Origin of the sequence: Bowmanella pacifica (assembly GCF_014645355.1) — a bacterium.
GTDB classification, from domain to species: domain Bacteria; phylum Pseudomonadota; class Gammaproteobacteria; order Enterobacterales; family Alteromonadaceae; genus Bowmanella; species Bowmanella pacifica.
In genome coordinates this window covers 306,674-320,843 of the sequence record NZ_BMLS01000002.1, presented here as the reverse complement: position 1 = coordinate 320,843, position 14,170 = coordinate 306,674, and the positions used below count along the sequence as shown (strand labels likewise).

At 50.7% G+C, this 14,170-nt stretch carries 14 protein-coding genes; 13 read left to right on the top strand and 1 reads right to left on the bottom strand.

Annotation, left to right across the window (positions count from 1 at the left end):
• Positions 1–272: 272 nt before the first annotated feature.
• The 6 genes from IEX02_RS07565 (at position 273) to IEX02_RS07540 (ending at position 8,037) form a co-directional block, all read left to right on the top strand.
• Positions 273–3,011, top strand: coding sequence for a TonB-dependent receptor (locus IEX02_RS07565; RefSeq protein WP_188692648.1), 2,739 nt, complete (start codon positions 273–275; stop codon positions 3,009–3,011).
• 236 nt (positions 3,012–3,247) lie between these two features.
• Entirely contained in the window at positions 3,248–4,738 is a 1,491-nt protein-coding gene (gene nhaC / locus IEX02_RS07560; RefSeq protein ID WP_188692644.1) for a Na+/H+ antiporter NhaC, read from the top strand.
• Positions 4,719–6,458: a right-handed parallel beta-helix repeat-containing protein gene (locus IEX02_RS07555; RefSeq protein ID WP_188692641.1), complete on the top strand. Its 1,740-nt coding sequence runs from the start codon at positions 4,719–4,721 to the stop codon at positions 6,456–6,458. The genes nhaC and IEX02_RS07555 overlap by 20 nt, the downstream gene beginning before the upstream one ends.
• 103 nt (positions 6,459–6,561) lie before the next feature.
• A complete protein-coding gene (locus IEX02_RS07550) occupies positions 6,562–7,095 on the top strand; it encodes a YaeQ family protein (protein ID WP_188692638.1) in 534 nt (177 codons plus the stop codon).
• Positions 7,096–7,199: 104 nt separating this feature from the next.
• Positions 7,200–7,598: a BPSL0067 family protein gene (locus IEX02_RS07545; protein WP_188692636.1), complete on the top strand. Its 399-nt coding sequence runs from the start codon at positions 7,200–7,202 to the stop codon at positions 7,596–7,598.
• Positions 7,591–8,037 carry an STY0301 family protein gene (locus IEX02_RS07540; RefSeq protein WP_188692633.1) on the top strand — a complete coding sequence of 149 codons (447 nt, stop codon included), beginning with the start codon at positions 7,591–7,593 and terminating at the stop codon, positions 8,035–8,037. Before IEX02_RS07545 ends, IEX02_RS07540 begins: the two co-directional genes overlap by 8 nt.
• Before the next feature lie 52 nt (positions 8,038–8,089).
• Here the strand turns inward: IEX02_RS07540 and IEX02_RS07535 are convergent, their stop codons facing one another.
• Positions 8,090–9,061 (bottom strand): alpha/beta hydrolase family protein, encoded by a 972-nt coding sequence (locus tag IEX02_RS07535; RefSeq protein WP_188692630.1) that lies wholly within the window; start codon positions 9,059–9,061, stop codon positions 8,090–8,092.
• A gap of 241 nt (positions 9,062–9,302) precedes the next feature.
• Between IEX02_RS07535 and IEX02_RS07530 the strand changes: the two genes are divergently transcribed.
• The 7 genes from IEX02_RS07530 to IEX02_RS07500 all read left to right on the top strand — a co-directional run bounded on the left by IEX02_RS07530 (position 9,303) and on the right by IEX02_RS07500 (position 14,168).
• Entirely contained in the window at positions 9,303–10,211 is a 909-nt protein-coding gene (locus IEX02_RS07530) for an AraC family transcriptional regulator (RefSeq protein ID WP_188692626.1), read from the top strand.
• Positions 10,212–10,289: 78 nt separating this feature from the next.
• Positions 10,290–10,619, top strand: a complete 330-nt coding sequence (locus IEX02_RS07525; RefSeq protein ID WP_188692624.1) for a metalloregulator ArsR/SmtB family transcription factor — start codon at positions 10,290–10,292, stop codon at positions 10,617–10,619.
• Position 10,620: 1 nt separating this feature from the next.
• Entirely contained in the window at positions 10,621–11,088 is a 468-nt protein-coding gene (locus tag IEX02_RS07520) for an arsenate reductase ArsC (protein ID WP_188692621.1), read from the top strand.
• On the top strand, positions 11,085–11,804 hold the full coding sequence (gene arsH, locus IEX02_RS07515) for an arsenical resistance protein ArsH (RefSeq protein ID WP_188692618.1): 720 nt from the start codon (positions 11,085–11,087) through the stop codon (positions 11,802–11,804). Before IEX02_RS07520 ends, arsH begins: the two co-directional genes overlap by 4 nt.
• Positions 11,805–11,815: 11 nt before the next feature.
• Positions 11,816–12,832: an ACR3 family arsenite efflux transporter gene (gene arsB, locus IEX02_RS07510; RefSeq protein WP_188692604.1), complete on the top strand. Its 1,017-nt coding sequence runs from the start codon at positions 11,816–11,818 to the stop codon at positions 12,830–12,832.
• A gap of 4 nt (positions 12,833–12,836) precedes the next feature.
• Positions 12,837–13,343, top strand: a complete 507-nt coding sequence (locus tag IEX02_RS07505; RefSeq protein ID WP_188692601.1) for an arsinothricin resistance N-acetyltransferase ArsN1 family A — start codon at positions 12,837–12,839, stop codon at positions 13,341–13,343.
• A gap of 591 nt (positions 13,344–13,934) precedes the next feature.
• Positions 13,935–14,168 carry a DUF2188 domain-containing protein gene (locus IEX02_RS07500; RefSeq protein ID WP_188692599.1) on the top strand — a complete coding sequence of 78 codons (234 nt, stop codon included), beginning with the start codon at positions 13,935–13,937 and terminating at the stop codon, positions 14,166–14,168.
• Positions 14,169–14,170: the final 2 nt, after the last annotated feature.

Here is a 14,170-nt window from a genome sequence, read left to right as displayed (position 1 = left end):
TTATACTATAAATAATGCAATATTAAAATTCATCTTGTTTCTCGATGGCTGGTATCGCCTTTGTGAATGGGCGATTGAAGGCTGTCTAGGCCTTGATAAAGCCAATTAGCATGAAATTTCTTCTGTTAATTGTTTGTAAAATGAAATTGAGTTATTTATATTATAAATAGTTTTAATGTGATGGTATTGTTACAGATGTAGCATCAATGTCCTTTTCCACATGAAACTGAACAACAACAAACTTGGACTCATTTAAAGCACGAGGTATAAGCATGCTAGCTGGAAAACCTAAACTCGCGTACTTGCCCATATTGGTGGCCTGTAATCTGGGCCTGGCATTACCTGTCATGGCGCAAGAACAGACCCTGCAAGGTGAGGATGCTCAGGTTGAAGTTATCAATGTCAGAGGGATAAAGGGAAGTTTGATTCGTTCCATGGACATCAAGCGCGGTAGCGCTAATGTGGTGGATGCGATTTCGGCCGAGGACATTGGTAAGTTTCCTGATCAGAACGTGGCCGAATCATTACAACGTATTACCGGCGTTTCTATTGACCGCGAAGGCGGGGAAGGCCAACTGGTCACCGTGCGTGGTATGGGGCCTGAATTTAACGCGGTGTTGCTCAACGGTCGGATGCTGGCAACAGTGGGTGACCCTTCTTCAATGAGTTGGGAAGGCACGCCAGGTGGACGTGCGTTCAGTTTTGACATTCTGCCTACCGAGCTGATTAACGGTGCCGAAGTATATAAAACCCAGTCCGGTGAACTGCAGGAAGGGGCCATAGGCGCCACTATTAATATCACCACCATGCGCCCTTTTGATAATAAAGGTTTTCAGGCGGTTGCCAGTGCCAAGGCCCTGTACGATGAAATGACCGGCAAAACCAAGCCGCAATTGTCTGGGGTAATCAGCAATACCTTCGACGATGACAAGTTTGGTGTGTTGGTATCTTTGGCCAGCTATCAGCGTGAAAGCCGTTATGAAGAAGCTAATACCGCCTATTACTTCAAGGTAACCGACGATCTGGACGGCCAGAATTACGGCGAGATTTACTTCCCACGTAACTATGATCAGATTGTACAAAGTGAAGACAGAGAGCGCTTAAGTGGTACCTTTGTGGCGCAGTACGCTCCCACAGATAATCTGACCATGACCCTGGATTACATGCATTCTACCTATGATGTAACCGGCAGACAGGATATCTATCCGTCCTGGTTTACCCCTGGTAATGTGCGCAACCCGGTGTTGGATGAAAACAATACCCTGATTTATGCCGACTTCGTGGACGTGTATGTTGAGTCCATGGCGCGTCAGTCCGATGCTTCAAGCAGCCTGGACGCTTATGGTTTTAATGCCGAGTGGCAAGCCACCGAAAACTGGCGTATGGAGCTGGATATCAGTGCTTCCAAGGCCGAATCTGACCCTGGTAAAGGTTGGTCTGACGTAGTTGTCGGCCGTCCTGGTACCTTCTCTTATGATCGCCAGCAAGGTCAGCAAGTGCCTACTATGACCTTCGATCAGCTGCGACCCGGCGATACGCTCACGGCTGGCTGGACCTCGCTGCAAGGTACCAAGCTGGAGGATGAGGTTTTCGGCACTAAGCTGGATAACCGTTTATATGTGGAAGCCGGTCCGCTGGTGGAAGTTAAGTTTGGCGCCCATTATTCCGATCGTACTTTGAATAAGGTGTATGGCGAAACCGAAGGGCCACTGTCATGGATCTATGCCGATAACAGCGTCAGGGTGCCATTGCCTGATTCCTTATTTGACCTGTTTGATGCCGACGGTTTCCTGTCTGGCGCCTCAGGTAGCCCGGTAAACCAATGGCCAACCTTTAATACCGACGAGATCATGGCCTATCTGAGTCGTGACGAAGTCATCGCGCTGCTGGACGACCCAGAGGCCGCCAAAGCCGTTTTCAGTCGCAACGGTTTCGGCATTGTTCCTGACCAGTCTGCCTATGAAGTGAATGAAGAAGTACTGGCGCTGTACGCCGACTTTAAATTGGAAGGCGAACTGGGCGATATGCCATGGGGCCTGGTGGCCGGTATGCGCTATGTGGATACCCAAAGCACGTCCAGTGGTCAGCAAATTGCCTTGCTTGACCTGCAACCTTCGCAAAATGAGCCTAACAAAGTCTTTGCGGTGTATTCCGATGACTATGTGCCGGTTGAGATCAGTAACAGCTATCAGGATTGGTTACCCAGTCTGAATGCCAATATTAACTTTACCGAAACTCTGGTCGGCCGCGGTGCCATTTCTCGCTCCATGACCCGTCCTGAACTGAATGAGATGAGCCCGCTGACCAGCTATGGTGACGGTCAAATCGACGGCCTAAGCGGCTCAGGTAGTAACCCGCTGCTGGCACCTTACACCTCAGAAAACCTCGACTTGTCACTGGAATGGTACTACGAGGAAGGCAGCTACGCTGCGCTGGCGTACTTCAGTAAAGACATTGACGGCTATCTGGGCACCAGCGTATTGCCAGAGACCCTGAACTTGCCAAGCGGCAGCTACAAGTACGAGATTTCTCGTCCAGTGAATGAAAACAGCACTAAGGTGGATGGCTATGAATTTGCTGTACAGCATATGTTTACCACCTTGCCGGAGCCGTTTGATGGACTGGGTGTGATCTTCAACCTGACCAAAGTAGACAGCAAGTCTAGCGAAGACAACTTGCCATTGATTGGTCTGGGAGATTCGCAAAACCTGATTCTGTTCTATGAAAAAGACGGCTTCCAGTTGCGTCTGGCCTACAACAACCGTTCACGTTTCCTGCAAACCAAGCCGGTGACTACCGGCAGCAGGCAGCGTGATGGTCATTATGTGGATGACTTCGCGCAACTGGATATTAGCGGCAGCTACGACATCAACGAGAATTTCACTGTGTTCTTTGAGGGTATTAACCTGACCAATGAACTGACCGTGAAGAGTGCTGAGTACGCCAATCAAACCTTGCAGGTGATTGAAACCGGCCCTCGTTATGCCTTGGGTGTGCGCGCCAAGTTCTAACTCCCTGTGCCTGATAGGAGGGAATTCCCTCCTGTATTGCCAATCCCGGGCTTAGCCCGGGATTTTTTTATCAGCTTACCAAAGTGAAAAACCCTGACTCTGTGCCGGAGCTGATGCCTTTGCGTACTGTGCATAATTCCCTCATTCAATACTAATAATCTTATTTATATTATAAATGTTGTCATTGTTAATGGGTTGTAATATAAATGAAGGCTGACCCACAGGAGAGGCCGCGTATGTTACAACCCCGTCAGCCCAGTTTATTACAAGCACTAGTCCCCATTGCCGTGCTGTTGCTGCTGTTGTTTCTGGCGGTGTATTACTTCGGTGATGACTCTTCTTCTGGGCCCAATCAGATAGCCCTGTTGCTGTGTGCCGGGGTAGCCACTGTGATGGGTCGTTATAATGGTTATGGTCGTGAGCAGATTGAACAGGCCATAGTGCGTGGCATTAGTCTGACGCTGGGTGCCATCTTGATCCTACTGGCGGTGGGGTCGCTGATTGGCAGTTGGCTGTTATCCGGCACCGTACCCACAATGATTTACTATGGTCTTAAGCTGTTAAACCCGGATTATTTTTATCTCAGTTGCAGCATCATCTGCGCCATTGTGGCACTGAGTATCGGCAGCAGTTGGACTGTGGCGGCCACCATAGGTGTGGCGCTGATGGGAGTAGCCAGCGGCCTGGGTCTGTCGGAAGTGATTTGCGCCGGTGCCATTGTTAGCGGTGCCTATTTTGGTGACAAACTCTCGCCCTTATCCGATACCACTAACCTGGCGCCTGCCGTGGCAGGCACCGACCTTTTTACCCATATCCGTTTTATGCTCTACAGCACACTGCCGAGTTTTTCTATTACCCTGGTACTGTTTCTGATTCTAGGCTTGCAGGAAGGGCGGGGAGCGCAGCCGGTGGAACTGGACGCGCTGCTGGGCAGCTTGTCTATGCAATTCCATATTGCCTGGTACTTGCTGATGCCACTGGGAATTACCTTGTTTTTAGCCTTTCGTAAAGTGCCGGCTTTTCCTGCTATTGGTATCGGTGCCCTATTTGGTGCCCTGATGGCGGTACTCTTTCAGCAGGATTTTATCCAGGCCCAGGCCGATCCCAATTTGGGCGAGATTGGCGGCACTATCACTGTGGTATGGAAGGCCATGTATGCCGGGGTGAGCTTGGATACCCCAGATCCGCTGCTCAAAGATTTGCTCAGTGGCGGTGGTATGGGCTCAATGTTAAATACCATCTGGCTGATTATCTCGGCTATGACCTTCGGCTCGGTAATGGAAGCCACCGGGCTGCTGCAGCGCGTGGTGCAATCTTTATTAAAAGCCGCAAAGTCGGTGGCCGGGCTGATTATCACCACCATCAGCACGGCATTTGGTACCAACCTGATTGCCGCCGACCAATATATTGCCATTGTGATGCCTGGCAGAATGTTTAAACCCGAGTACGAAAAACGCAACCTGGCCCCGGAAAACCTCTCCCGCGCCGTGGAAGACGGCGGTACGTGTACCTCGGCGCTGATCCCCTGGAATACCTGCGGCGCTTATATGCAGTCGGTGCTGCTGGTAAACCCCTTTGATTATGCCCTGTATGCCTTTTTCAACTGGCTGACGCCGCTGATGGGGATTTTACTGGCGCTAATGGGGGTTAAGCGTTTTCAGTTGCCCGCAGTGCAAACAAAGAACAACGACGAAAAGGGAGAGGAGCATGTTGTCCAACCTCGTTAGGTGCATATTGTTTGTATGTCTGGTGACGGCCAGCCAGCAAGCAAAGTCCAATATTGATGTCATTAATGTGAAGGATTTTGGTGCTGTACCTGGCCAAATGGATGTAACTCAGGCGGTACAAGCTGCTATTGAAAGGTTGCATCAGCAGGGGGGCGGGAAACTGATATTCCCCGCAGGGGAATACCACTTCAGGCTGCCAGGTGCAATGGCGGACTTCGAGCGCCTCATGCGGGGGGAGCTGGATTACGACACTAAATGGGGAAAAGCCGGTACTCCCTATCACAAAGCGATGTCCTTTGTTGGTCTCAATGACGCAGAGATCATCGGCGAAGACGCCCGACTGGTGTTCCATGGTTTAGTGCAACCAATGGAGTTTATCGATTCCCAACAAATTCGCATACAAGGGCTGAGCATCGACTGGCAAAGACCTCTCTTCTCAGTAGGCACAGTGGTGGCCAATCGGGCTGATGGTTTTGATGTGCAGGTCGATCGCGACTTTCCGCTGCAAGGTGGTGAGCCGGTCTGGGCTCTGATGGATTTTGACGTGCAGCACAACCGTTTGGGACTGGTGGATGACTGGCGTTTGACGGCGCCGCTACAGCTTTTGGCGCCGCAGCTGGTCAGAGTAAGCGGCAGCAAAGCTGTACCGGTGGGAAATAGGGTAATTCTGCGTCATGTGGGCAACTATCGGCCCGCCATTCATTTGCTGCGCACTAGCCAGGTAAGGTTTGAAGATGTGGAAATTCTGGCGGCGCCGGGTATGGGGATCATCGGCCATCATTGTGCCGATATTGTGATGCAGAGTTTGCAGGTAAAGCCTAAAGCCGGCCGCCTGATGTCTACCAATACCGATGCCACGCATTTTATTAGTTGTACCGGAGAGATCCGCATTCAGGATAGCTACTTCGAAGGTATGGGCGATGATGCCACTAATGTGCATGGCTTTTATCTGTCTTTGCAGAAAACCCTCTCCACTCACAGTGTCAGGGCCTATTTGTCGGTGAATACCCAAGATTTGCTACCCGACTGGCCGCAGCCCGGTGATGAGATGGAGTGGGTTAGGGGCGATACCCTAAAACTCTATGCCAGAAATACCCTCAATGGCATTGAGCTGAATGACGATGGTAGTGCCGATTTGCATTTTTCCCAGCCAATTGACAGCGCTGTGCTGCCTACGGATCTATTGGCCAATGCCAGTAAAGTGGCGCGGTTGGTATTTAAGAATAATCAGGTGAAACGCATCAGGGCTCGGGGGATTCTGTTCCAGTCCCGTGGCGCGCTGATTGAGGACAATGAATTTGTTGATAATACCGGCACCGGTATTTTAGTTGATACGGCCACCGGCTGGATGGAATCTATTGGCACTCAGGATGTAGTGATCCGCAACAACACCCTGATTGGCAATGGCTACGGCGATGGCACCTACAAGGAAGCTTCGGGCATAGCTGTGCTCACTGAATCCAGTGCCATGGCTCCTGGGGTGCATAATGGGCTGCTGATTGAAAAAAACCGCATTCAAGGGGTAGGCAAAACCGGCATTTATATTTGTTGCAGCCGTAATGTAAAGCTTAAGAATAATGAGATTTCGGGTAATTCGACCTCACTGCAATTGGAGTATAGCGACGACGTAGTGTTGGAGGGCAGCCTGCCAAATTTTAAACAGGGAAAAGGGAATGGCAGCATTCAGGTGATCCCTGACTTGTTACAGGAAACTCCCTGATTAGTTGCGACTGATAAGGCGCTGGTGTGTGAACACCGCAATCTGCTAGGCTAACGCAAATTGCCTTATTCTGAGGCGATATGCATTAACAAGGCAGACCTTTTTGGCCCTTAAACCCACCATTTTTAAGTTTATTATTTCGCTGTCTGATCTGGACCGGGATTATTACGACACTTTACATCTGACCGTGGCCCAGCATCCGTCAGAATCTACCGAGCGTATGATGGCGCGGGTGATGGCCTATTGTTTAAATGCCCGTGAGGGCCTGATATTCACTACCGGCCTGAGCACCCCCAATGAGCCGGACATTTGGCAGCGTAGCCTGGATGACCAATTGCTGACCTGGATAGATGTGGGTGAACCTGCCTTCGAGCGCATCAAAAAAGCCTCACGCCAGGCCAGCGAAGTGAAACTCTACAGTTTTAATCAAAAGTCCGAGGTGTGGTGGCAACAGGAGCAGGCACAGTTCAGACGCCTGCCCATCAGCGTAATGCGTTTCCCCTGGCCGGCTATTCAGTCTCTGGCCGCGCTGGTTGAGCGCTCTATGGTGTGCTCGGTCAGTATCAGCGAAGGCACTTTATATGTAGCAGCTAAGTTAGGCGAAGCCGAGATCCCTTGTAGCCTATTACAGGGATAAAAGGCGAATATACGAAACCTACTTCGCTTTGAGGAATATTCTACAAAGCCAACTACACTCGTCTTGCATCATTAATAATTTGTGGAACAGACAAGGAGAGTCTAATGGCTGGCGGCCCATTTATTTATACAAAAGTAGATAGTCTTGAAGGAAAGCCCAAAGTATTTGGTGGAGAATGTGCAGGATTAGTTCAATGGCATACTAAAGTAGGGAAAGCTGATACTTGGAGAGAAGGGATAAAAGTTAAAGGAAATGCCTCGCAAATATCTAAAGGAACGGCTGTGGCTACTTTTGTAGATGGCCGTTATCCAAATCTTCCGCATGGTAACCATGCCGCACTCTACCTTTCACAGGATGGAACCGGCATATGGGTTATGGATCAATGGAGTACAAAACCAGCCATATCCAAACGCAAAATGCTTTTTAAGGGGCTAAATGCAGATGGTTCATACAAAGACCCCAGTAACAATGGGGATGCATTATCGGTGATTATGCATGAATAAGGGCAACTGGATAATTACCCTGTCGCTAATGGCGTTGGCTGGACAGGCTTGTGCAACGCAAGAGCAAAATGCCTTTGAATGCCCTCAGGCGATACAGGCTGGCTGGCAAGTTTCTGATGTGCCATCGGGGTGGCAGATGTGGGGGCAGTATGCACGCACCGAGCATACACATAATCTGGTATCGTTAACGTTCAGCGATGGCCCTGTAGAAGAGGGAGCATTACTCAGACCACAGTCGGTTGAGATTCAGCAGGATCAAGCCGCTAAGGTAGTTGAGGAAAGTTACGACTTTTCGGACAAAGTGAATAATCAAATCTGGCAGGTCTGTCTCTACGCTGACAGCCCAGTGATGCTATCCAGACCTTTACCTCAGCAATATAGTGTTTGTGCGGTGCGCTCAATACCCCAAGATGGCAGTATTAAAGCCTACTGCAAGTAACTCAGTGTGCAGGGGAGCGAGGCAAGGCGGCAAGCTCCCCTTAGTATTGGGCTTACTTCATATATTTATCAAAGTAAGACAAGACTTTTTCCGGGTGGCGACCAAAGTGGTTATAACCGTCACGAAAGCGCTTGGTGGTGCCGGTGATCCAGAACAGTTCCTTGTCGGCACTGCCTAATAAATCAAAGGTTTGCTGGGCATCCTGCGGATTGCGGGTCCATTCGTCATCTAATACCTGGACCATTAATACCGGCATTTTCACCCCGGCAGCAAACAAGTGCGGGGTCATTTCAGCGGCGGTAAAGGCGCCCATTTTCAGCAATTCCAGGTCAATCAGCTCCTGATATTGCTGAACGCCATACAGTTCTGAAAAGGCATCAAAGATGGCGGCCATTGACACCACCATAGGGCTGACCATACAAGCCACATTGGCGAACAATTCGGGGCGACGGTAAATTGCTTCGTATTGGGAATTACCGCCCATGCACTGGCTGTACAGGCCTACCTTCATGCTGCTCAGCCTGGGGTGATTATCCACATACTTTTTCACCCCCACACAATCCCGCCATTCCCAGCGGCCAATACCAGACAGCCCGCCATTGGCGGCACTGCTGTTACCATGATTGCGAATATCATAGGCCAGTACGTTGTAACCGGCGTCGGTCAGATGTTTCATCTGAATCACAAAATCAATTTCCACCTCATCAAAGGCACTCCAGGGTGCCCCTAAATGGCCCGGATAACCGGCGCGGCACATGGGCAGGGCATGATTAAAGATAATCAGCTTATCGCTTTCCCCACCTTTGGCCGGAATATACCAACCCTCCAGCGGCGTGCCGTCATCCGATTGAAAATAGATATCTTCCCAGCCTGTCATATCGTAGTCGTCGGGTGTTTTGTGCAACACGCTGCGTAGCGGCTTAACAATATTGGCCAGGGCTTTAACCTTCTCGTGGTCGTCGGCCGAAATACTGGCCAGTTGTGCCTGCGCTTTTTGCATTCTGTCTGCTGAAATTCGTGCCATCAGTTTTTCCTCGTTGCATGACCTGTATGGAGGTCGTTGGGTTGACGAGTATAGTATGGTCAAACTTACCAATATTGGGTTGCCCAAAATGACGATGGTATTGCCTGATTTGACGAATTGCACAAAGGCAGGATGTTGCTTAGCTTAAACATCAACTACACTGCATACCTATAAGCTCTGACCGTTTATGTCAGTATGGTTAAGGGTTTTTGGTGTTTAAAGGCTGTTGGAGAGAGAAAGTATGTCAGTGGAATATGCAAGTGAGGGGCTGGCTAAGTTGGCGAAATTGGTTGATGGTCTTGCCCAAACCAGCGGCGATCACCCAACCTCCATACCTGGCTTAACCCTGCATCGGCGCAATAGCCCTACCGAGCCGCTGGCCTGTATTTATAGTTTAAGTTTGAGCCTGGTGGTACAGGGCGAAAAGACCCTTTTTCTCAATGAGCAGGTGTCGCACTATCATCCCGGTCATACCATGCTGACCTCGCTGGACTTACCTGTGGTGGCCCATATCAGCCGCGCCAGCCGTCAACAGCCTTTTCTGGCGGTGCTACTGCAACTGGACAGCAGCGAAATTATGGCGGTGAATGCGCAGTTGGACTTGCCCCGTCCTGGCAGGGATTGGCAGTATCAGCCGCTCTCTATTGAAGCTGCTGACAACGGCTTGCAGGATGCGCTGTATCGCTTAGTACAATTGCTGGCAACGCCTACGCTGCGTGCCCCTTTGCTGCCACTGATTAAACAGGAAATTCTGATCCGTTTATTAACCGGGCCACACGGCCCACATCTTCGCTATTTAGTGGCCGCAGGCTCGCACAATGAACAGATTGCCAAAGTGATTGCCTGGCTAAAGCAAAACTTTACCCGTCCGCTGGGGATGGATGAACTGGCGCAGCGGGCGCATATGAGCGCGTCCACCTTTCGCGCCCATTTTCGCGCCATTACCGGCACCAGCCCGCTGCAATATCTGAAACTACTGCGCTTGCAGGAGGCCAGGGATCTGATGTTAAGCAAAGAGTTTGACGCCAGCTACACCAGCGCCTTGGTGGGCTATGACAGCCCCTCGCAGTTTAGTCGCGAATACCGGCGTCAGTTCGGTTTACCGCCGCAGCAAGATATCCATCGCCTGCGCTTACAAGGGCAAAACTAAAGGCAACTTAGTTAGCATAAACTCTATTGACATCTGAAATTTCATATATATGATTTTTCGCATGTGAAAGGAGGGCTTATGCTATCACCCCTGACGTTTTTTAAATGCCTGGCCGAGGATACCCGGCTTAAATCCCTGCTGCTGATAAGCCTGCATAAGGAGCTGTGCGTTTGCGATCTGCAATCGGCATTGCAGCTAAGTCAGCCTAAGGTTTCGCGGCATCTGGCGGATCTGCGTAAATGCAATCTGCTTAGTGATGAGCGCCGCGGCAAATGGGTGTATTACCGCCTGCATCCCGAATTGCCAGCCTGGGCACAAGAGATTATTGCCACCGCCGCCCGCCATAACAGCGAATTTTTAGCCGGCTGCCAGCAACAGCTGACGGCCTGTTCATCCTGTGAGTCCTAATATGAAGATTCTGTATATCTGCACCCATAACCGCTGTCGTAGTATTTTATCTGAAGCCATAACCAATCATCTGGCAGATGGCCTGATTGAAGCCAGAAGTGCCGGCAGTCAGCCGGCCGGGCAGGTACACCCCCTGTCACTTAAATACCTGGCCGAAGCCGGTATTGCCACCGATGGCTTGCAAAGCCAGTCATGGGATGAATTTGAGGATTTTGTCCCGGATCTGGTGATTACGGTGTGTGACTCGGCGGCTGGTGAAAGCTGCCCGCTGTGGTTTGGCAAAAGCTTGAAACTGCATTGGGGGTTGGAAGACCCGTCCAAACTCAGCGGCAGTGATGAGCAAGTTAGTGAGGCTTTCAGGCACTGCATAGCCCTGATTAAAGCGCGGGTATTGGCGCTAAAAGACCTGGCTGGCCAGGATAAATCCACCTGGGCCACGGCCCTGCAACAACTGGGAGCCAGTCAATGAGCCTACAGGATATGTCACTGCCTAATCTGGATGAAAGCCAGTTTCAGGTGCCGGATGCACAGCAATTACAAGCCCCCTTATCCAGCCATAAGCCGCGCTTTTTATTGCTGTACGGCTCGCTTAGAACCCGTGCGTTCAGCCGTTTGGTGATTGAAGAGTGTGCACGCCTGCTGACCCGTATGGGCGGCGAGGTGCGAATTTTTGACCCCAGCGGTTTGCCGTTGCCGGATGATGCCGACGATAGCCATCCTAAAGTGCAGGAGCTGCGCGAATTGGTGATCTGGTCAGAAGGGCAGGTCTGGTGTTCACCCGAGCGCCATGGTGCCATGACCGGTATTATGAAGGCGCAGATTGATTGGATCCCGCTGTCGATGGGTGCGGTAAGGCCCACCCAGGGCAAAACCCTGGCAGTAATGCAGGTGGAAGGCGGCTCGCAGTCCTTTAACGTGGTCAATCAACTGCGGGTATTAGGGCGCTGGATGCGTATGCTGACCATTCCTAATCAGTCGTCGGTGGCCAAGGCCTTTTTAGAGTTTGACGACAACAACAGAATGAAGCCTTCCAGCTACTACAACCGTATTGTGGATGTGATGGAAGAGCTGATGAAGTTTACCCTGCTGACCCGGGATAACAGTGCCTATTTGGTGGACCGCTATTCCGAGCGGGTGGAAAGTGCTGAACAACTGATGCAGCGCGTTAATCAGCGTTCATTATAAGGGAGCGGACAATGGGATTATTTGAGCGTTATCTGTCTTTGTGGGTGGCACTGTGTATTGCCGCCGGGGTGCTGCTGGGCAATGCGGCGCCTGGGTTGTTTGCCCAGGTGGCGGCACTGGAATATGCCCATGTCAATCTGGTGGTGGCGGTGCTGATCTGGCTGATGATCTACCCGATGATGATCCAGATTGATTTTGCCGCCATCAAAGATGTGGGTAAAAAGCCCAAGGGGCTGGCACTAACCTTAGTGGTGAACTGGCTGATTAAGCCGTTTACCATGGCGCTGCTGGGCTGGCTGTTCTTTAAAGGCCTGTTTGCCGACTGGGTGGACCCGCAAACCGCCGGTGAATATATTGCCGGGATGATTTTGCTGGGCGTGGCACCCTGTACTGCCATGGTGTTTGTCTGGAGCCAGCTAACCAAGGGCGACCCCAACTACACACTAGTACAAGTGTCTATCAACGACATTATTATGATTTTCGCTTTTGCCCCTATCACGGCGTTTTTGCTGGGCATCAGCGATATTCAGGTGCCCTGGCAAACCCTGTTGCTGTCTGTGCTGTTGTATGTGGTACTGCCGCTGATTGCCGGGGTGATCACCCGCAAAAAACTGGACAAGGCCGATGATCACAGCCGCTTAAATGCTTTTGTGGCCAAACTTAAACCCTGGTCCATTATTGGGTTGCTGGCGACTGTGGTGCTGCTGTTTGGTTTTCAGGCCGAAACCATTTTGGACAAGCCATTGGTGATTGGCATGATTGCCATACCGCTGCTGATCCAGACCTACGGCATCTTTGCTATTGCCTATTTTGCGGCTAAACAGATGAAGCTGCCGCACAATCTTGCCGCTCCTGCCTGTATGATTGGCACCTCCAACTTTTTTGAACTGGCGGTGGCGGTGGCCATTTCCTTATTTGGTCTGCATTCCGGCGCGGCACTGGCCACTGTGGTGGGGGTGCTGGTCGAAGTGCCGGTAATGTTATCGCTGGTCTGGTTTGCCAACCGCACCCGCCATTGGTTTGGATAAGCTTATGCCACAGGACGTACAGATTCGTTACGCCGGGCGGGATGATATTCCGTCCATCTGCGCTATTTACAATCAGGGCATTGCCTCGGGCCTGGGTACCTTTGAAACCGAGCCCAGAAGCAATCGCGATATCGCCAACTGGCTAAAGACGGACACCTTATATCCGGTGTTGGTGGCCGAGCAATATGGCCAGGTACTGGGTTTTGCTCGCTTGTCTGAATACCGGCCGCGGGACTGCTATAAAGGCATTGCCGAGTTTTCTATTTACCTGGCCGATGACGCCAAAGGCCAGGGCATAGGCACTAAGCTGTTAGCTGAGCTATTGGTAGCAGCTAACGCTTGGGGCTTTTACAAAGTGCTATCGCGCATTTTCACCTTTAATCAGGCCAGCCGCGCCTTATGTCGCAAACTCGGTTTTCGGGAAGTGGGGGTTTATGAGCGCCACGGCCAGCTAAATGGGGAGTGGCTGGATGTGGTGATAGTGGAGTATTTGCTGCCCGAGGCGCAGTGATAATGGTTGCTTGTTTTGGCATCAAGCCATACAAGCAATTACTCCTGGCTTCCTGCCGTATATGACACATCATCCCTGATGCGCCAGTCCCATTTCTTTGATACGCCTCAAAGAAACGAGACGCAAAGAAAACGCGCCGCTGGATTCCCAACTACGTCAGCCCAGGAAACAGTGAAAAGGCGGTCGCAGAAACGACGTTCCCGACGCGTCTTCTGCTTAAGTCGTTCCAGACGACTTATCCCCCTTTTCACTGCTCCCTGAACCGACCGGGAATTTTTAAGCGGGACCAAAGCGGCTTGGGCCGCTTAAGGGCATCATCTGTCGATTTAGAATGAGGCTAATCCACCAATAAACAGCCTGCTTTTATTAATCGCAGATGCAAGGATTTCAGAGACGATGCCGTATAACAGCAATGGTACGGAACAGTTTCGCCTTTCCCCGGAACTATTTTGGAGCAGACTAAAAAGCGCTTGCTAGGCAAAGGGTTAGAAGCATGCTACAAAATGGTTATGTAAAAGTACGGAAGAGTTCCGTGTTTAAACACAGAACTCTTCTGGCTAATAATATTGTTACATTTCATGGAGGTTGATAATGAGTAAGAATTCTCAACACGTAGTACGAAGTAGTGACGGCGGCTGGGCGGTAAAGAAAGGTGGTAGCTCTAAAGCAACTAAGCACTTTGACACTCAGCAAGAGGCTATCGATTACGGTAGAAAAGTAGCAAAAAATCAAAATGCCGAATTCTATGTCCATGGCCGTGATGGTCGAATCAAGGAGAAGGACAGTTATGGAAATGATCCTCATCCACCGAAGGACAAGAAATAGTT